Annotated in this window: 17 protein-coding genes and 1 tRNA gene; 5 read left to right on the top strand and 13 right to left on the bottom strand. The window is 69.1% G+C overall.

Translation table 11 applies throughout. From position 1 onward, the window contains the following. Nucleotides 1–25: 25 nt before the first annotated feature. The gene (locus tag ACGGCP_RS01955) at nucleotides 26–2,623 is read right to left on the bottom strand and encodes an Hsp70 family protein (RefSeq protein WP_392959714.1); all 2,598 of its coding nucleotides are present in this window, start codon (nucleotides 2,621–2,623) and stop codon (nucleotides 26–28) included. Nucleotides 2,624–2,919: 296 nt separating this feature from the next. On the opposite strand from ACGGCP_RS01955, the gene ACGGCP_RS01960 reads away from it, so the two are divergent. After that, entirely contained in the window at nucleotides 2,920–5,271 is a 2,352-nt protein-coding gene (locus tag ACGGCP_RS01960; protein ID WP_392959716.1) for an Hsp70 family protein, read from the top strand. Between the two features lie 5 nt (nucleotides 5,272–5,276). On the opposite strand, the gene ACGGCP_RS01965 is transcribed toward ACGGCP_RS01960, so the two are convergent. The 4 genes from ACGGCP_RS01965 to ACGGCP_RS01980 all read right to left on the bottom strand — a co-directional run bounded on the left by ACGGCP_RS01965 (nucleotide 5,277) and on the right by ACGGCP_RS01980 (nucleotide 6,629). Beyond that, the gene (locus tag ACGGCP_RS01965) at nucleotides 5,277–5,675 is read right to left on the bottom strand and encodes a hypothetical protein (protein ID WP_392959719.1); all 399 of its coding nucleotides are present in this window, start codon (nucleotides 5,673–5,675) and stop codon (nucleotides 5,277–5,279) included. Between the two features lie 176 nt (nucleotides 5,676–5,851). Beyond that, a complete protein-coding gene (locus ACGGCP_RS01970) occupies nucleotides 5,852–6,037 on the bottom strand; it encodes a hypothetical protein (protein WP_392959721.1) in 186 nt (61 codons plus the stop codon). Continuing rightward, complete coding sequence (locus ACGGCP_RS01975; RefSeq protein ID WP_392959723.1) at nucleotides 6,037–6,297, bottom strand: hypothetical protein; 261 nt, start codon at nucleotides 6,295–6,297, stop codon at nucleotides 6,037–6,039. The genes ACGGCP_RS01970 and ACGGCP_RS01975 overlap by 1 nt, the downstream gene beginning before the upstream one ends. Next, the gene (locus ACGGCP_RS01980) at nucleotides 6,294–6,629 is read right to left on the bottom strand and encodes a hypothetical protein (RefSeq protein WP_392959726.1); all 336 of its coding nucleotides are present in this window, start codon (nucleotides 6,627–6,629) and stop codon (nucleotides 6,294–6,296) included. Before ACGGCP_RS01980 ends, ACGGCP_RS01975 begins: the two co-directional genes overlap by 4 nt. Before the next feature lie 344 nt (nucleotides 6,630–6,973). Here ACGGCP_RS01980 and ACGGCP_RS01985 point away from each other — a divergent pair, with 344 nt between their 5' ends. From ACGGCP_RS01985 to ACGGCP_RS02000, 4 genes are read left to right on the top strand one after another with little or no spacing between them, the layout of a single operon-like run. Next, nucleotides 6,974–7,831 (top strand): helix-turn-helix domain-containing protein, encoded by an 858-nt coding sequence (locus ACGGCP_RS01985; RefSeq protein WP_392959728.1) that lies wholly within the window; start codon nucleotides 6,974–6,976, stop codon nucleotides 7,829–7,831. Then, nucleotides 7,831–8,061, top strand: coding sequence for a DUF397 domain-containing protein (locus ACGGCP_RS01990; RefSeq protein ID WP_392959730.1), 231 nt, complete (start codon nucleotides 7,831–7,833; stop codon nucleotides 8,059–8,061). Before ACGGCP_RS01985 ends, ACGGCP_RS01990 begins: the two co-directional genes overlap by 1 nt. Before the next feature lie 22 nt (nucleotides 8,062–8,083). Continuing rightward, nucleotides 8,084–8,878, top strand: coding sequence for a DddA-like double-stranded DNA deaminase toxin (locus ACGGCP_RS01995; protein WP_392959733.1), 795 nt, complete (start codon nucleotides 8,084–8,086; stop codon nucleotides 8,876–8,878). After that, entirely contained in the window at nucleotides 8,875–9,174 is a 300-nt protein-coding gene (locus ACGGCP_RS02000; RefSeq protein WP_392959736.1) for a hypothetical protein, read from the top strand. The genes ACGGCP_RS01995 and ACGGCP_RS02000 overlap by 4 nt, the downstream gene beginning before the upstream one ends. A gap of 81 nt (nucleotides 9,175–9,255) precedes the next feature. Here the strand turns inward: ACGGCP_RS02000 and ACGGCP_RS02005 are convergent, their stop codons facing one another. The 8 genes from ACGGCP_RS02005 to ACGGCP_RS02040 form a co-directional block, all read right to left on the bottom strand. Continuing rightward, on the bottom strand, nucleotides 9,256–11,157 hold the full coding sequence (locus ACGGCP_RS02005; RefSeq protein WP_392959738.1) for a beta-propeller domain-containing protein: 1,902 nt from the start codon (nucleotides 11,155–11,157) through the stop codon (nucleotides 9,256–9,258). 98 nt (nucleotides 11,158–11,255) lie between these two features. Then, a complete protein-coding gene (locus ACGGCP_RS02010; RefSeq protein WP_392959741.1) occupies nucleotides 11,256–12,098 on the bottom strand; it encodes a carbohydrate ABC transporter permease in 843 nt (280 codons plus the stop codon). After that, nucleotides 12,095–13,066 carry a carbohydrate ABC transporter permease gene (locus ACGGCP_RS02015; protein WP_392959744.1) on the bottom strand — a complete coding sequence of 324 codons (972 nt, stop codon included), beginning with the start codon at nucleotides 13,064–13,066 and terminating at the stop codon, nucleotides 12,095–12,097. Before ACGGCP_RS02015 ends, ACGGCP_RS02010 begins: the two co-directional genes overlap by 4 nt. Then, complete coding sequence (locus tag ACGGCP_RS02020) at nucleotides 13,063–14,343, bottom strand: extracellular solute-binding protein (protein ID WP_392959747.1); 1,281 nt, start codon at nucleotides 14,341–14,343, stop codon at nucleotides 13,063–13,065. The genes ACGGCP_RS02015 and ACGGCP_RS02020 overlap by 4 nt, the downstream gene beginning before the upstream one ends. 230 nt (nucleotides 14,344–14,573) lie before the next feature. After that, nucleotides 14,574–14,647 (bottom strand) — tRNA-Gly (locus ACGGCP_RS02025). A gap of 79 nt (nucleotides 14,648–14,726) precedes the next feature. Then, nucleotides 14,727–15,539, bottom strand: a complete 813-nt coding sequence (locus ACGGCP_RS02030; RefSeq protein WP_392959749.1) for a S1 family peptidase — start codon at nucleotides 15,537–15,539, stop codon at nucleotides 14,727–14,729. 248 nt (nucleotides 15,540–15,787) lie between these two features. Next, nucleotides 15,788–16,615, bottom strand: coding sequence for a S1 family peptidase (locus ACGGCP_RS02035; RefSeq protein ID WP_392959752.1), 828 nt, complete (start codon nucleotides 16,613–16,615; stop codon nucleotides 15,788–15,790). Nucleotides 16,616–16,730: 115 nt separating this feature from the next. Next, a complete protein-coding gene (locus ACGGCP_RS02040) occupies nucleotides 16,731–17,570 on the bottom strand; it encodes a S1 family peptidase (protein WP_392959754.1) in 840 nt (279 codons plus the stop codon). Nucleotides 17,571–17,589 lie beyond the last annotated feature (19 nt).

A 17,589-nucleotide genomic window follows, 5' to 3' on the forward strand; every position in this document is an offset into this window, starting at 1 on the left:
ACAGTGGTCGGCGCGGGCGAGACGTTCAGCTCCCCAGGCTCACGAAGGCGAGCCCGCCGGCCTTGTCGCCGACCGCCAGCATCGTCCGGCCGCCGACGGCCAAGGCCCCGACCGAGACCGCCGTCCGGGGCGCATCGGGGTTCCGGACCGACACCGGCTCCTCGTCGCCCGTGACCGGCACGAGCAGCAGATCGCCCGCGCTCGGGTTACCGAAGCACGCGAGCGCGGCGGTCTCCTGCCTGAGCATGACCGTGTCCGGAGCGCACTCGTAGTCGACGAGGTCGGGCACCGCGACCGTCGCGTTCGGCGGCGTCGCGAAGTCGCCCAGCCCGAAGAGTTGGACGCCGCCGTTGTCGGTGTGCGCCAGGGCGATCACCTCACCCGATCCCGCGTTGAGCGCCTCGAACCCGACGACTTGCCCGATGTCCCAGGCGATCGAAGACGCGTCGAACGTGATGCCGCTCGAGTCGAAGAAGCCGTCGCTGAGGCGGTTGTCCGACGTGAGCAGCGCGAACGAGACCCCCGCCGTCGACGACCTGACCAGGCGCGACCAGCGCACATCCCCGAAGTCCCCCTGCGCGAGCGCCGCGCCCGAGACGAACGAGATCACCTGGTACGAGTCGGCGGTCATGGTCACGAGCGCGGGCTCAGTGCCGACGACCCCGATAGCCGCATCCTCAATGGACTCTATGGGCAGTGAGCTGGCCTTCTGCGCCTTGAACTCGCCCTCGGACTCGTTCCAGACGTGGACCCGGTAGTCGGCGTCCAACGCGACGAGCACCTCCGTCTCGGCATGAAGGAAGGTCGTGAACTCCAGGACCGGCGGGCTGAACGAGAAGGTCCCGAGCAGGTCCCCGGTCTCCGTCGACCACTGCTTGACGGTGCCCGACTCGTCGGCCGAGAACAGGGTGTCGGACTCGGCGTTGACGCCTTGGGCGACGGCGACGACCGGTGAGGAGTGCGCCTGCGGGATGTCGCCCACGACCGTCCCGGCCTCGGCCGACGCCCACGACGCGGAGAGCAGGCCGTCGTCCGAAGCGGGCTGGTCGCTCCCGGAGAGGAGCCGACTGTCGAAGCCCGAGTAGATCGTGTAGGCGACGGCCGCGAGCACCAGCAGGACGATGAAGATGAGCGCCAGGCCTTCCTCCTTCAAACGGCGGCGTCGCGGCGGGAGGGACTCGGCCGCCTCGGCGTCGACGGGCCCGTCCGAGCCCGCTTCCGGATTCGGCGGGGTCGGTTCGCGTTCGGGGCCTTCCGGTTCCGGGCCGGACGGAGGTGAGACGGGGAACGCCGACGCGGCGACCGGTCCGGGCGCGGCCGGAGGCGTCGGATCCAGTGCGGCGGCGCGCGCGGAGCCCTGATCGAAGTCGGCCGGCGGCGTCGGTCCCAGGAAGCCTGCGGGGGCCGGATCGGCGGCGGTGCCAAGTGCCACGATCGGCGGGTGCGACGGCGCTGGCGGGGTGGCCTCGTGCGGACTCGTCACCGGCGGCGACACGGTCGAGTAGGGCGGCGCTGGCGAGTACCCCTGTGCGGGAGTGGTCTCGGGGGCCTCCGGCTCCTCCCACAGCACACTCCCCTCGGCGACCGCCGTCTCCGGCTGCTCGATCGCGGTGGGCGGCACGCCGAGTGCCCGGTGCAGGAGATTCGCGACGAGCGGCATCCGGCTCGCGCCGCCGACCAGGAACACCTCCGCAGGCGTGTCCGCGACCCCCGCCGCCTTGATGACGGCCTTCGTCAACCGCACGGTCCGCTCCAGGATCGGGGCGGCCACACGGTCGAGCTCGCCGCGCGTCAGGTGTGCCTCGATCTCCAAGAGCGGCACCGTGAAATCCGCCTGCTGGTGCCGCGACAAGTGCTCCTTCGCCGTCCGGATCTCCTGCTGGAACTCCCGAAGCGCCCGCCGCTCCTCAATAGACTGCGGCCGCGTCAGGCGCTCCCAGCCGTCCCGCTGCCCGTACACGCCGCCGAAGTACTCGATGAGCGCGGCGTCGAGGTCCAAGCCGCCCAAGTCGTTCCGGCCGTCGACCGCGACCGTCTCCAGACCGGTCGCGGTCCGCCGCACCGCGCTCACGTCGCAGGTGCCCGCGCCCAGGTCGTAGACGACGATCGCCGCGCCCGGCCCCAGGCGGTGCCGCAGGGTCTCGCTGTAGAACGTCGCGGCGGCGACCGGTTCGGGCACGAGCCGCGCCCCGGAGAGCCCCGCGAGCTCGGCAGCCTCCTGGAGCACGAGGCGACGCGCAGGACCCCAGTCGGCCGGCACAGTGAGCGTTACTCGCTCCGGCTTCCCCGCGACGAGTTCCGCTTCGGCGAGGACCGTCCCGAGCACGGCCGCGATGAGCGCGGTGACCGCGAACTCGCCGTCCCCGAGCAGGACTGTCTCCGCATCCACGTGTCGTTTCGGGTTGGCCTCCAACCGCTCCGGCCGCCACCGGCCGCGCTGCAGCGCCGCCTGCCCGGTCAGGACCTCCCCGGACTCGGTCGCGAACACCGCCGAGGGCAGCAGCGGCGTCCCGCCGAACAGCAGCGGACGAGTCCGGCCGTCACCAGACCGGACCACCGCAACGGTGTGCGAGGTGCCGAAATCGATGCCCAATGCGGTTGTCGGCGTGAGGGGTACGCGCATAGTGGCATCGTAACGGCCGGTAACCCTGCCTGGCCGGAGGTCCGCCTGGCCGCCTTCGACCGGATCAACCCAGGTGCGTGTTGACGTGCCGCATCCGGAGGGCGGTTCGACGAGCGAGGTCGCCGGAGACGTACCTGCCTTCCACTTGCCCTGCTGGCCGTCGAGGATCGCCTTGAGCCGCGGGGTCTCGCGCATGACCGGACCGAAGAGGTCCACCGGGTCAGTCGACCGGACCCGCCTCGGACGGCGTCTGTTTCGCCCTCCCCCTTGGGGTCCCGCGTCGATATAGTTGGCCTGTGACCCCTCACCACCTCCTCGGGGTGGACTTCGGCACCTCTCATGTGGTCGCCGCGCTCCGCACTCCTGACGGGCGCACCCGCCCGCTCCTCTTCGACGGATCCCCGCTCCTGCCCTCGGCCGTCTTCCTCGACGTCGCCGAGGAGGTCCACATCGGACGCGACGCGCTCCGGCTCGCCGTCGGATCCCCGGACCGGTTCGAGCCCAACCCGAAACGGCACGTCGGTGAATCCTCGATCCTCCTGGGCGACAGCGAGATCGAGATGAGCACCGTGCTCGCGGCGGTCTTCGCCAAGGTCCAGCGGGCCTGCGCGGAGGAGACCCCGGTCCCGCCTCCGGTCGTGCTCACCCACCCCTCGACTTGGGGCGATCGCAAGATCGGCCTGCTCCGCGATGCCGCCGCCGCGGCCGGGTTCCCCTCGGTCGAGACGGTGAGCGAGCCGGTGGCCGCAGTCTCCTATTACGAACGCGAACTCGGCCAGCGGATCGAGCCGGGCGAAGCGCTCGCCGTCGTCGACCTCGGCGGCGGCACCGTCGACATCGCCGTCCTCGCCCGGCAGGGGGACGGCCCGCCCGCGGTGGTCGTCGAAGGCGGACTCAGCGGCTTCGGCGGCATCGACATCGACATGGCCGTCGTCGAACACCTGCGAACCACCGCACCGGAAGACGAGGCCGACTTCTGGGCCGGGGTCGCACAGCCCGAGACCGATCGCCAACGCCGCGAACGTAACCAGGTCTGGACCGAGGCCCGCGAAGCCAAGGAGATGCTCTCCCGGGCCACGACCGCGCCCGTCGCCCTCCCCGGCCGCGACACGACCGCGCACCTCACGCGCACCGAGCTCGAAGCCATCGCCGAACCGCTGCTCGCGCCCGTCACCGCCGAACTCGACCGGGTCCGCGAGCGCGCCGAGTCCGGCGGGCACGTGCTCGCCGCGATCTTCCTCGTCGGCGGCGCGGCCCGGATGCCCTTGGCCGCCAGCGTCATCCACCGGTCCACCGGCATCGCCCCGGTCCTGATCGAACGCCCCGAACTCGTGGTCGCCGACGGCGCCGCCCGCTTCGCCGACGCCGACGCGACCGCCGAACGCTCCGCCGCCGCCGCGACCACCGCCCCGCTGGCCCCAGCCGAGGGAGCGCCCACTGCACCGAACGCCACAGCGCCGACGGACACCAACGCGGCGGCCACCCTCGTCGACGGCACCCCCGGACCGCTGACGCCCCCGAACGTCAACCTGACCCCGCCCTCAGCACCCGTTGGCGCCCAACCGATCCTGCCCGCCCACCCGCGCAGGCCCCGCAGACGGCTCGCCATCGCGGGCGCAGTTGTCGCCGCCCTCGCGATGCTCGCCGCCGGGATCTACCTCCCCAACAGCCGCTTCTGGCCGGGTGCCGAGCAAGGGCCTGTCTCCGGCTCGATCGGAACCACCGCCGGGACGGTCTGCGACGAAGCCGTCCCCGCCTTCCCTGAAGGCGCGACCGGTTTCCTGCGCGGCCCCCATTTCGAGCTGCGGCCTTCCTGCGCGGGCACCCTCACCCCCACCGAGGCCGAGGCTCTGGACTGGCTCATCGAGGACCTTCCCGAACTCAACCCGGACCAGCGCCTGGCCGTCGTCCACTTCGACGCGGCCGCACAACTGCTCGACCTGCCCGCCGACAGCGTCTACGAGGTCGCCACCGAAGTCGTGATCGGCGACCGCACTTGGAAACTCACCGGGCTCCCGGTCGAGGACACGCTTTACTACGGCGTCATCCCCGACGGCGACCCGGCCGAAGTGAAGGTCACCGACGCCGACCGGAGCCAATCCCTCGACTTCGGGACCGGCGCGGTCAAGGACCCGGTCAGCGCCCTCTATCACGGTCAGCTCGGCGACCGCGTCATGCAGGTCGAATGGGAGGTCAAACGCGCATCACGCGACGAGGAGTGGACCAATGAATCCTTTATGGATGATCCGTTCGCCATTTCTCGCCAGGTCTTCGATGAAGCGACGGGCTGGCTGTGCGAGCCGGACTCGGCCCTGGTCACCGCCGAGTTCTTCTACATCACCGACACCGTCGCGCACGATCTCCGGACCGAATTCGACCCGGCGACGCAGTTCTGGGTCAACACCGAGGCCGGGCCGATCTACGCGAGCAGCGTCGTCGCCGATCCTTACTTCCACGAGAACGACAACCCCGACGGCGAAGGCGAGGCGCTCGCGATCACCATGCAGTTCGCGGTGCCCGCCGACATGACCGTCATCGAGTTCGCCTTCCAGGTGACCCACGAGCAGCACTACTACCGCGAGGACGTCTGGCTGTACATCGTCGAAGGCGACCCGCTCAACTACTACAAGGTCGACTACTCCGCCTAGACCGCTCAGGAGAGGACGTGGAACTGGTCGGACACGGGCAGCTCCCGCCGCTGCGGCTGCACATAGCTCGCCCCTCCGCCTACCAGCTTCGCGCCCTTCTCCTGCCACCAGTGGGCCACCGCGAACGCCCACACGACGCCACCGAAAGCCGCGACGGTCCCCAGCGCGACGTTCCACCGGCCCTGTACCTCGCTCGGGTCCTCCTGGTCGAGACCGAACAGGATCGCGATGCAGGCGATCATCACTGCAGCGGCGACCGCCCCGACCGTCACCAGGATCCGCACATGCCGCCGCGAGCCTTCCGCCGACTGGACCTCGACCGTCAGTTCGGCATCGCAATGCGGGCAGACCACGGCCTGCTTGGAGTCGCTGCCCTGTGGCCGTTCGAGCTTGAACGCGGTCACGGGCCCGTAGTGCGTCGTGCTGTACCCGAACCCGCTCCCCGACCTGCGCCGCCGATAACCCGTGACATGCCGCACCCGCACCTCGGCCCGGTCGCCTCGCAGACCGATCCCCATGAGTCCGCCGCCTTCCCTCGCCAACCGCCTCCAACATATCGACGCCCTGCCAGACGGTGGCGCTAGACGAGGTCGGAGTAGTCGCCCGGTTCGCCGCTCCGTTGGAGGGCGCGGCGGCGGGCTCGGTGGATCTGCTTGCGGGCCATGAGGAACCACCAGTCGTCGGTACCGGCCTCGGGCGGTTCCGCGACGTGCGGCCACGGCTTGTCCGGCGGCGTCGGGAGGTTGCGCAGGTCGTCGCGGACCATCACGGCCTCCCCGCGTGACGGGCGGCGATGAGCGCGGCCGACTTGGCGCGCTGGGCCTCCCGCCACAGGTTGCTCTCGTTGCTGGCGGTGCCGCGCCAGATCGTCGCGCGGGTGACGCCGCTGGAGTGGAAGAACGTCGCGACCTGCTCTGACGGCTCCGAGTCGTTGGCGCGCAGCAGGTGCGCCTCGCCTGCGGTGTCGTCGGCATAGAGTTCGAACGCGTCGGGTTCGGCGGTCCAGCCGCCGATCAGGTCCGTCATGCGGTCGCCGCCGGGAAACCGAGGAGCGTCGAGAGGGACGGACCTTGTTTTTCGCGGTGGCGACCGACCCGCCTGGGGCGCTTCAGCTTCAGGTCCGCACGGGTCACCAGGCCGGAGGCGAGCGCTTCGGACTTCTGGACGGGCGTCGCGGTGTAGGCGAACAGCCGGGCGGCCGATTCGCGGAAGGTGCAGCCGTGCGCGCCCCAGCGCCCGCCGCACCACTCGCAGCGGAGGCGTCCGAAGCCGAACCATGTGCGGTAGGCGCGGTGCAGTTGCAGGTCGATCTTGACCCGGGGCGGAACCGGGTCGTGGCGTAGGCTCAGCAGTGCCATGAGAAGTACCTTCTCTCTGGTTGGGCGGCCTGCCGGACTCTCGCCAAAGAATTCCCGGCAGGCCGCCGTATCCACCATTTCCTGTGGAACCCGCGCCGTTGAGATCAAATCCGGCGCGGGGGCGGGTCGGGTGGCCCGGCAGCGACCGACCCCCACCGATCGGCCCCTCTGCGAGTCAGCTCCGTGCCCACACGACCCTGTATGAAGCTGTCGGTCCGGATCTAGTCTTGATGTCCGGTGTTCCCGAATCTAGTATGTAAATTCTCTGGCCCTGTGTCAAGTACCGACACGGCGGAAATTTTGGGGCGTCTACTAGAATTCTTGAGGATGCGGAAGGAGTGATCATGGCTGAACCTCGCGAACCTACTTGGCGCGCAAAGTGGCTGGGTCAAAAGCTGCGGGCTCTGCGCAAGAACAAGAACTTCACCATCGCGGATGTCGCAGACCGGCTCGGGTGCAGTACCGCGACGGTCAACCGATTCGAGCTCGGCACCTATCCGCTTAAGGGCGAAGAGATGTTGATGCTGCTCAACATGTTCAGCCTGCCCGACGGCGGTGAGCGCGATGAACTGTTCAAGCTCGCGAAGGAAGTCGCCGAGCGCGGCTGGGTCGAGTCACTGGTCTCGAAGCGATCGTTCGCGGATTTTGTATGGGCCGAGAGCAAGTGCCGTCGAATCCGGAGCTTTCAGCTCGCGGTCTTCCCCGGATCTCTTCAGGCCCCGGAATACGCTGAAGCGCTGATCGAATCAGGCCCGAACGAGGCCTCGGCCAAGGTGGCCCTGGTGGAGGCCAGGCTGGCGAGAGGTAGGGCGCTCGCCAAACCGAATGCACCAGAGGCGAGGTTCCTGCTGCATGAGTCGATGCTTCATCAGCGCATCGAAGGGTTCAGTACGCGGGTGTACCGGAAGCAGTTCGAGCGCCTCCTCGAAGCCACCGAGCAGGCGAACGTGGAACTTCGCGTCGCGCCGTTGGGATTCGGTGCGCACACGGCGTTGGGTGTGACGACCGGTTTCACCATTCTCGATATGCCCGATTCATGGCCGATGCTGGCGCATGTTGAGACTCCTCTCGGTGGGATGGTTGCGGAGACACCTGACGTAGACTCCCTCACAGATGCCTATGAGTCGCTGTGGGAAGCCAACACGCTCGATGAGAAGCGGACCCGCGACCAGCTGGCACGAATGCTGAAGGAGCTGGATTGATGAGTCTGAACCGTCCCGTTCAGGAGCCGTGGTCGCGTGCGCGTTTCCGCAAGAGCTCCCGCAGCGACGGCAGCGGGGACGGCAACTGCGTGGCTGTGGCGGCTCATGGCGGCGTTGTTGCAGTGGGCGACACCAAGACCCCTGAAGGCGACTCCTACCAGCACTTCCGTGTCTCGGCCGCAGACTTCGGCGGCCTGGTCTCCGGGATCAAGTCCGGCGAGATCGCCTAGTCGACCGCGCAGGAGCCTTCGCTTGGCGTCGATCGACACTCTCATCGCCTCGATCCACTCCGCGATCAACCAAGCCGCGAATCTCCTGGCCGGTATCGCCAGATCTGCCGAGCAAACCACCCAGACCAGATCCCGCGCCGGGCAGCTGGGGATTGAGCGCACCGCCGAACGGCTCACGACCGCCGCAGACTCCCTGGCCGAGGGCCAAGCCCTCGCGCGAGCCATCGCCGACCGACTCCAGTCCGCGCTCGCCGCAGCGGAAGCGGCCCGCACCGGCAACGGTGATGGCAGGCCGCCGGTGTCGACATCGACACCTGAGCCCTCGCAACAACCTCGGCGCCATCCTTGGGCCGACCACCCGCCTGTGCCCGGCTTCAAGCCGTCTGTCCCGCATAAGACCTGCATCGAGGAGACCCGTCGAGTCGGCTGGCCGGTCAACAAGAACGGGAGGGTCGCCGCCCGAGGCAGGCTGTACGACAGCGATGGCCGACCGATAACCGGAACCGTCCAGGCCGGGAACGGGCCCGCAGCGAAGGCAACCGACCTGAAGGAACCCTGGGCCTCCGACGAACGCATGACAACCCGCTGGCACATCGAGGGCCACGCCGCAGCCATCATGCGGATCCATGCCCTGAAGGAGGCGGTCCTGTACATCAACCTTCCGCCCTGCGGACGAGCTGACCAGGACCAGTGGCGATGTGACCCCAACCTGGCCAAGCTCGTGCCTGTCGGATCGACGCTCAAGGTCTGGATCGTCCCGGAGAAGGGCGCTCCGCAGATGATCAACTATCGTGGCTCGGGGGAGGCGATCACATGATCATTAACGACGTCGAATACTTCCCGGTCACCGATGACCCCGCGATGCTCAATGCATTGAATGCGAAAGATGGAATCCTCGGTTCGGTCGAGCTCGGACGATACGCGGTGGATGAACTCGGGCTGACGCCGCCGCAGATGCGCCTGGACGGCAGCGTTCCGGCGATTGTCCTGGTCTGGGACATGGAGGCGGGCCGCGGTTACCTGGTCTGGGACGTCCATGAGATGCCGGAAGCCGATCCCGACGACGACTACAACCCCGACGCGACCGGCTGGGAAGGCCACTACGGCCAATAAAGGCGTTGAAAAAGGGCCCGCACCGCCACCCGAAAGCAGTGCGGGCCCCGTTCATTTCCCTCCGGGGCCTGAGGGAAGGCTCTAGGTCCAGGCGACCCAGCCGGTCCGGGCGTAGTCGCCGCCGAGCTCGTTCGCCTGCAGGCCCGCGTTCGAGAGCGTCCACAGCTGCGAGCCGATCACGACCGTCCGCAGGATCTGCGTGTTGTACGGGTCCGCGCCCGCCTCTTCGTGGTCGATCCAGGCCGTCTCAGTGAGGGCGTCCGCCCCCACGGTCAGGACCACCGCGCCCGAGGCGTACTCCATGTCCCAGTCCGAGACCGGCAGGACCGCGATCGAAGCGTCCTCCCAGTACAGGAACGCGTGCGGGTCCCACTGCACCATCGAGTCCGCGCCCTCGCGGTAGTACTGGTCGAGCACCGCGGCTTCAGGAGCGGCCGTGTCGAACAGGCTCACCTGCAGACCCGTGGTCATGCCCTCGGTCGTGGCCTCCTGGCCGACGCCGAGTAGCCGGTTCGGGCCGACCGGGTGGAGGTAGCCCGAATAGCCGGTGATCTTCAGTTCGCCCGTGACGACCGGATTCGCAGGGTCGGAGAGGTCGACCGTGTACAGCGGGTCCGTCTGTCGGAACGTCACGACATAACCGGTGTCGCCGATGAAGCGGACCGCGTAGATCTGCTCGTCCACACCGAGATCGGTCACCGAACCGGTCTCCTCCAGGGAGTCGTCGCCGACAGCGAACACCGTCACCGTCGACTTCGACGGCTCGCTCGGCTCGTCCGGAGCGACCTCCCAAGCGCAGTCGTTCCAGAAACCGCAGTTCCCGCCCAGCTCCTGCTCCGTCGTCGCCACCCGCAGATGCCCGTCGAACTCGCTCAGCGAGTACTGGTTGAGCAGGGTCCCGGGCACGGCCGCCTCGCCGACCAGGCGCGCTTCGCCGCCGTCGAACACGAACCGGTAGATCTCGCTCTCGGCCTTCGCCTCGTCAGCGCCCTCACCGGCCCACGGGTAGTCGTAGTGCGCCAGGTACAGGCTCTCGGCGGTGCCGTGGACCGTCTCGCCGTCGACCATCACCGTCTGCGGCGACGCCTCGGTCCAACCCCCGGCGGCCGGAAGCGCGAGCACGCTCACCGAGGACCCGGTGTACCGCTCGGGGTGCGCGATGCGGGTGCAGTCGATCTCGTGCGACTCGCCGTTGACCGAGAACGACGGCAGCCAGTCCTCGAGCTCGGTGTCCCGGAACGCGTCCAGGATCTCGCCGTCCCCGGGGTTCTCGGACAGCCGCTCCCACACCGGCATGAGCTGCGGGGCCGAACCGACCGCCAGCCGCACCTCGCCGTCAACGAGCCGGGCGTCCACCATGGATCCCTCCATCGTGAACGTGTCCAGCACGTCGAGCGAGGCAGGGTCGAGCCGCTCCAGCCGGAACTCGCTCACCCACTCGTCCCCGCGCTCGGTCGTCACCGTCGACATGAGCAGCAGCTCATCGGAGCCGAGGAACAACTGGTGGTTCCACGCCTCGTCCCCGACCGGCCGCTCCGCCACGATCTCGCCCGACCGCGAGTCCACCACCCGCAGCGCGTCGTAGTCGACCACGCTGTAGATGAACGTGCCGTCGGTCTTCACGATGTCTGGTTCGTCAACGCCCGCAACGGCGTTGTTCGTCCCCGAGTACGCGTCGTCCCCGGCGGCCTGCGACCCGCCCGACTCCGAGCTGGTCGCCCCGGCGTCGGCGGCGAGCTCTTCGTCGCCGCCTCGGGCGAACATGTCGAAGTCCTGGTTGCCGAGCGCGGTGACCGCCGCGTCCTGGATGCTAGTCAAAGCGTCGTCGCAGTCGTCGAATGCGGTCAGCTGCGCGGACACGGGAACCCAAGGGGGCGTGGCGAGGGAGATGTCGGTGTTGTCATCCGACGAGGAGGAGGTGCACGCGCTGGCGGCGGCGAGGGTCGCGGCCGCGGCGGATGCGATGAGGAGTCTGGTCTTCATGCCCTTCGGACGCCGCGCCCCGCGATTCGGTTCCCGGGCGGATAAACGGGCCCGGGGGCGTCCCAAATATCCCCCGGGCCCGTTTGGAATCGGTCGGTTCACCCCTTGGTGCCGCCCGAGGTCAGGCCGGAGATGAGCTGGCGTTCGGCGAACGCGTAGAAGATCAGCGCGGGGAGCATGGCGAGCATGACGTACGCGAGCACCTTCGCCGTGTCCGACGAGTACTCGCCCTGGAACTGGGTCACGCCGAGCGGCAGCGTCTGCCACGTGGGCTTGTTGAACACCACGAGCGGCAGCAGGTACGAGTTCCACGACCCGACGAGCGCGAGCACGGAGACGGTGGCGAGCACCGGCCGCGACATCGGCAGCAGGATCTGGAGGAAGAACCGCCAGGGCCCGGCCCCGTCGATCGTGGCGGCCTCCTCGACCTCGCCGGGGATCTGGCGGAAGAAGCTGCGCAGGATGATGATCGTGAGCGGCAGGCCGAACGCGGCCTGCGGCAGGATCACGCCGAACGGGCTGTTGAGCATCTCGAAGGTGCGCAGGATGATGAACAGCGGCAGCACGGCCACCGCGAACGGGAACATCATGCCGGCCGCGAACAGCGTGAAGAGCCCTTCGCGGCCCCGGAACTGGAAGCGCGCGAAGACGTACGCGACGGCCGCGGCGGCCGCGACGACGATGAACGTGGTCGCGAGCGCGATGAACACCGAGTTCCCGAGCTGGCGCCAGAACGTGGTGTCGACGACGACGTCGGCGTAGTTCTGCCAGTTCCAGGGGCTCGGCAGGCCGAGCGAGTTCTCGCGCAGCTGCTTGTTGTCCTTGAACCCGCCGAGGAGCGCGAACAGGATCGGGGTCGCGACGAAGGCCGCCGCGGCGAACGCGGCCGCGTAGAACCCGGTGTTGCGCAGGATCCGCCCGCGCCTGGTGTTGACGCTCATGCGCGGCCTCCGTTCGTGATGGAGCCCTGGAGGTCCCGGCCCAGGACGTACCGCTGGTAGATGAGGGCGAAGACGAGGCTGACGAGGAACATCGCGATCGACAGCGCCGACGCGTACCCGATCTGGTTGCGCACGAAGCCCTGCTCGTACATGGTGATCGCGAGCGTCTCGGAGGCGTGGAACGGTCCGCCCTTGGTGAGCACGTACACGAGGTCGAAGAGCTGCACGGTGCCGATCACGGAGAGGAACACGGTGATGCGGATGGTCGGGCCCATGAGCGGCAGGGTGATGTGGCGGAACAGCTGCCCGCCCGTCGCACCGTCCACTTTGGCGGCCTCGTAGAGCTCTTCGGGGATGTTCTGGCGCCCGGCCAGGAGCAGGATCATGTGGAAGCCGAAGAACTTCCAGGTGAGGATCCCGAACAGCACGAAGATGACGAGCCCGCGGTCGGAGAGCCAGCCGATGTGCCCGTCGAAGCCGAGCCCGGCGAGGAGCGTGTCGGCGAAGCCGCGGCGCGGCGAGAAGATGAGCGAGAACAGCACGGCCGTGACGGCCTCGGTGAGGATGTACGGCACGAAGAACAGGAGCCGGAACGCGGTGCGGCCGGGGAAGTTCTGGTGCAGCAGCATCGCCAGGCCGAAGGCGAGCGGCAGCTGCACGGCGATGGAGAGGACGGTGATGAGCCCGATCCGCCACATGTCGCCGAGGAACACTTCGTCCCCGACGAGCGTCTTGAAGTTCTCCAGGCCCACGAAGTCGGTGGGGAGCCCGCCGAGCCCGTTCCAGCGGAAGAACGCGGTGTACGCGGCGAACAGGACGGGGAAGAGCACGAACAGGACGAACAGGACGAGGGCCGGGGCGATGAACACGGTCAGCGTCCCCGCGCCGACCCGGCCGCGGCGCTTGCGGGGAGCGCCCCCGGCGCCGACAGCTGCCGGCGCCGGGGGCTTGGTGCTCACTGCGGTCACTGCTCGGCCGCCCAGGCCTCGTTGACCATGGCGACGAAGTCCTCAGGGGTGAGCTCGCCGAGGATCAGCCCCTGGGAGGCGTCGTTGACGGTGCTCCCGATCGCGGGCGGGTAGGCCTGGTCGAGGTAGAGCTGCATCGCCGTGGCGGTGGCCATCGCGTCGATGACGATCTGCTGCTCGGCGTTCGGCTCGGGCACGACCGCCGACGGGTTGGCGGCCACGGTGGACATGTTGCCGTCCTTGACGATGCGGGCCTGGTTCTCCTCCTCGAGGAGGTAGCACATGAAGTCCTCGACCTCTTCGGGCGCTTCGGCGCTGGCCGCGAAGCCGCCGCCGCCGCCGAGGAACTCGGTCGCGGTGCCGGGGCCGCCTTCGACGGCCGGGAACGGGAAGAAGCCGAGGGCGTCGCCGGGGCCTTCGGTGCCGGAGTTGTCGCGCTGGGCCTGCGGGGCCCACTGGCCCATGAGCTCCATGGCCGCGAGGCCCTCGCCCATGACGGCGGCCTGGCCGTCGGTCTTGTCGTAGGGGGCGGACTCGTAGCCCTCCTGGAACGGCTCCATGGCCGCGAGGTCGGCGAGCATCTGCCCGGCCTGGACGAACGCGGGGTCGGAGAAGTCCCCGGCCTCGGCTCCGGCCTGGAGGCCGTCGAGCCCGGCGAGGCGCATCACCAGGTACGTCCAGTAGTAGTGGATGGGCCACTTGTCGCCGCCGCCGAGCGCGATCGGGGTGATGTCGGCGTCCTTGAGGAGCTGGACGTCGGCGATGAACTCGTCCCAGGTCGCCGGGGGCGCGGTGATGCCGGCCTGGGCGAAGAGGTCCTTGTTGTACCAGAAGCCGACGACGCCCTGGTCGTACGGGACGGCGTAGAGCTTGCCGTCGATCGTGTAGGCCTCCAGGGCGGCCGGGTTGACCTTGTCGAGGCAGGGGAGGCCGGAGATGTCGCGGACCAGGCCCGCTTCGACCTGCTCGGCGAGGACGCCGCCGCCCCAGGTCTGGTAGAGGCCGGGGAGGTCGCCCGCCTGGGTCTGGGTGGACATGCGGGCCTTGAAGTCCTCGTTGAGGATCGCCGAGACTTCCACGGTCGTACCGGAGTCCTCGGCCCACTCGTCGGCGATGGCCTGCCAGGTGCCCTTCATCGGGTCTTCGTTCTGGATGTGCCAGAACGTGAGGTCGGCGCTGCTCTCGCCGCTGTCGCCGCACGCGGCGGCGCTCAGCGCGAGGACCGCGGCCGTACCGGCCGCGACCAGGGCTCGCGGCCGGAATAGGGGATTTCGCATCGTTGCTCGTCCTCTCGAGGGATGGAGAGTGTCCGAAACTTTCGGAGTGAAGTATCGGAAATTATCGATGCGGTCATACTACCGGTGACCGATGGGAATGTGAAGAGGGTCTCTGTTACCGCTCACGGTCTCGGGCACCACGGCATTGACCTGCGTCTATGCCTGGAGGTGGGGGGAGGAGCGGGGAACGCGAAACGGCCGCCCGGGGAACCGGACGGCCGTGAAACTTCTGGAGCGGGTGACGAGAATCGAACTCGCCTCTCAACCTTGGGAAGGTCGCATTCTACCAATGAACTACACCCGCGAACTCTGGCGAACAGAGCCGATCGAAGTATACAAGGCCGCGGCGGCGGGGCCGGAACGCCCCGCCGCCAGGGCTTTCGTCACAGGGTTGCGAGCGCGGCCGTGATGTCGCCGTGCAGCAGGCCGACATTGGCGTAGACGCCGGGGTTGCCTGCCTCCGCGCAGCCGTAGCCCCAGCTGACCACGCCCACGAGCACGCCGTCGGCGGAGACGAGCGGGCCGCCGGAGTCGCCCTGGCACGAGTCCACGCCGCCGTTGGCGAGGTCCCCGGCGCAGATCATGCTGTCGGCGTCGAACTCCGCGCCGTACGCGCCCGAGCACTCGGCGTCGGTGACGTAGGGGACGTCCACGAACAGGAGGTCCTGCGAGCCGGAGCCGGACTCGGTGGTGCCCCACCCGGCCACGGTGAGCGTGCCCCAGTCCTTGGTGTCGGCGTCGGCGAGCGGCACGGTCTCGGCGCCCGGGATCGGCGCGGCGAGCTTCACGAGCGACCAGTCGTTGACCATGGTGGACCCGTCGAAGCCGTCGGCGACCTTGATCTCGGCGACCTCGTACACCTCGGTCTGGGTGATGTCGGTGCCGCCGTGGCGGATCACCATGTCGGCGGCCGCGGTGCCCTCGGTGCAGTGGGCGGCGGTGAGGACGACGTCGGCCTCGATGAGCTGGCCGCCGCAGTAGTTGAAGGACGGGTCGTTCGCGTCGGCGAGCGCCACGATCCAGGGGAACTGGCCGTCGGCGGCGGGCTCGCCGCCGATGATCTTGGTTTCGAAGTCGCCGTTGGCATTGCCTTCTTCGGCGTACGCGCCGGTCGCGCCGAGGGTGAGGGCGGCGGCGCCGAGCCCCGCCGCGACGGCGGCGCCGATCCGGGTGAGGGTCTTGCTGCGGTTCTGCACGCGCAGGTCCTTTCGATGTGGGTGGTTCGAAAGCGGCGGCTTCGGTGTGCCGGTGGTGTGCCGCCATCCCGTGACCATACGGGAAAGGCCCTCATATTCATATATTTCCGGCATCACCGGTATTTCAGTGAATATCCCTGAATTAACGTACGTGTCATACCAATAAGGACACGGCACTGATAACGGTCCTTTTCGGTGGCCGCTGTGGACGGTGCGGGGCCGGACCACCGCCCGGCCCCGCGCAGCCGCTACTCGTTGACGCTCAGCCACATGGTCGCGAGCGCGATGTCGTCGATCTGCGCCCCCACGCTCGCGTACACCCCGGGGTCCGGCTGCGCGAAGCAGTCCGACCCGAAGCTCACAAGCCCGGCCACGACCGTCTCGCCGTCAACCTCGGCCATGAGCGGCCCGCCCGAGTCCGCCGGGCACGCGTTGACCTCCGCGCCCGGCTCGAGCACGCCCGCGCACATCTGCGTCCGCGGATAGAACGACCACTCCTCGGCCGCTGCCAGCTCGCCGCACGAAGCATCGTCGATGTACGGCACCTCCGCCCACAGCAGGTCCGGCGACGTGCCGGTGTGCCCCTGCACGCCCCAGCCCGCGATCCGGAACTCCGTCCAGTCGTCCTCGTCCGCGGTGGCGAGCGGCAGGATCTGGGCGTCCGGCACCGGATCGGCGAGCTTCACCACGGCCCAGTCGTACTCGAGCGAGGAGTCGTACCCGTCGGCGACGATCCACTCCTCGACCGCGTAGGCGTCGGTCTGGGCGTGGGTGACATCGCCGTGCCGGACCTCGATGTCGGACGCGGCAACGTCCTCCAGGCAGTGGCCCGCCGTCAGGACGAGGTCGTCCTGGATGAGCGTACCGCCGCAGTAGTGCTCGTCCCCGTCCTTCCACGTGAACGAGACCATCCACGGGAACTGGCCTTCGGCGGCCTCGTCGCCGCCGACGATCATCGTGCCGAAGCCGCCCTCGGGCTCTTCGGCGAATGCGCCTGCGGTGCCGAAGGCGAGCGCCGCGGCGGCGAGACCGGCGGCCGCAGCCGCGCCGGCGATGCGTTTCCTGTTGGTGTGCAAGGTGGTTCCTTTCAGAGGGTGAGCGAAGGCCGGGCGGGCTGCGTCGCGCGCGGCCCGCCCGGCCTCGATTGATGTGCGGCCGCCTGCCTGCGGCCCTGAGGGTTTCCGGAAGGGACTACTCCCAGCCGGCGATGACCTCGTCGATGGCGTCGTTGAAGTCGGCGACCTCGCCGTACACGCCCGGCTGGTTCGGCTCGGCGCAGCCGTAGCCCCAGCTGACGATGCCCACGAGCACCTGCTCGTCACCCGCGGGGGTCATGATCGGGCCGCCGGAGTCGCCCTGGCAGGAGTCGACGCCGCCGTTCTCCAGGTCGCCCGCGCACAGCATGGTCTGCGCGTCGACCTCGTCGGGGTAGGCCGCCTCGCAGTCGGCGTCGCTGACGAACGGCACCTCGACCCACTGCGCGGTGGTCGGGAAGCCCTCGCCGGTGTCGCCCCACCCGGCGGTCTCGAGGAGGTCGTACTCCTCGGGTTCGGTGGCGAGCGCGATCGGCTCGACGTCGAGTGCCTCGTCGAGCTTGAGCAGCGCCCAGTCGTTCGACATCGCGATGGGGTCGTTGTAGTCCTCGGCGACGTGCACGGCCGCCACGGAGGTCTCGACGACGTCCTCGGACTCGAGGTCGATCGCGCCGGAGAAGACCACGAGCTCCTCGGGGTCGGTCACGTCCTCGACGCAGTGCGCGGCGGTGAGGACGACGTCCTCGGCGATCACCGAGCCGCCGCAGAACTGCCGCTCGTAGGGGGTGCCCTCGCCGGGGGAGCCGAGGCCGACGAGCCACGGGTACTGGCCGTCGACGACGTCGCCGCCGCCGATGATCTGGGCTTCGAAGTCGCCCTTGGGGTCAGCGGGCTCCTCCGCGTTGGCGGCGACGCCCGCCCATGCGATGGCGGCCGCGCCGAGTCCTGCGGCGACGCCGGCGCCGAGACGGATCAGGTGCTTCCTCTTTCTGTCCACTGTGAATCCTTTCGGGGTG

Origin of the sequence: Glycomyces sp. NPDC048151, assembly GCF_043202775.1 — a bacterium.
Classification (GTDB): Bacteria; Actinomycetota; Actinomycetes; order Mycobacteriales; family Micromonosporaceae; genus Glycomyces.

Bases quoted from the DNA above. Each gene is read 5' to 3' on its own strand.
- ACGGCP_RS01955 (WP_392959714.1), bottom strand. From the start codon at position 2,623: ATGCGCGTACCCCTCACGCCGACAACCGCATTGGGCATCGATTTCGGC.
- ACGGCP_RS01970 (WP_392959721.1), bottom strand. From the start codon at position 6,037: ATGGTCCGCGACGACCTGCGCAACCTCCCGACGCCGCCGGACAAGCCG.
- ACGGCP_RS01975 (WP_392959723.1), bottom strand. From the start codon at position 6,297: ATGACGGACCTGATCGGCGGCTGGACCGCCGAACCCGACGCGTTCGAA.
- ACGGCP_RS01980 (WP_392959726.1), bottom strand. From the start codon at position 6,629: ATGGCACTGCTGAGCCTACGCCACGACCCGGTTCCGCCCCGGGTCAAG.
- ACGGCP_RS01985 (WP_392959728.1), top strand. From the start codon at position 6,974: ATGGCTGAACCTCGCGAACCTACTTGGCGCGCAAAGTGGCTGGGTCAA.
- ACGGCP_RS01990 (WP_392959730.1), top strand. From the start codon at position 7,831: ATGAGTCTGAACCGTCCCGTTCAGGAGCCGTGGTCGCGTGCGCGTTTC.
- ACGGCP_RS02000 (WP_392959736.1), top strand. From the start codon at position 8,875: ATGATCATTAACGACGTCGAATACTTCCCGGTCACCGATGACCCCGCG.
- ACGGCP_RS02005 (WP_392959738.1), bottom strand. From the start codon at position 11,157: ATGAAGACCAGACTCCTCATCGCATCCGCCGCGGCCGCGACCCTCGCC.
- ACGGCP_RS02010 (WP_392959741.1), bottom strand. From the start codon at position 12,098: ATGAGCGTCAACACCAGGCGCGGGCGGATCCTGCGCAACACCGGGTTC.
- ACGGCP_RS02020 (WP_392959747.1), bottom strand. From the start codon at position 14,343: ATGCGAAATCCCCTATTCCGGCCGCGAGCCCTGGTCGCGGCCGGTACG.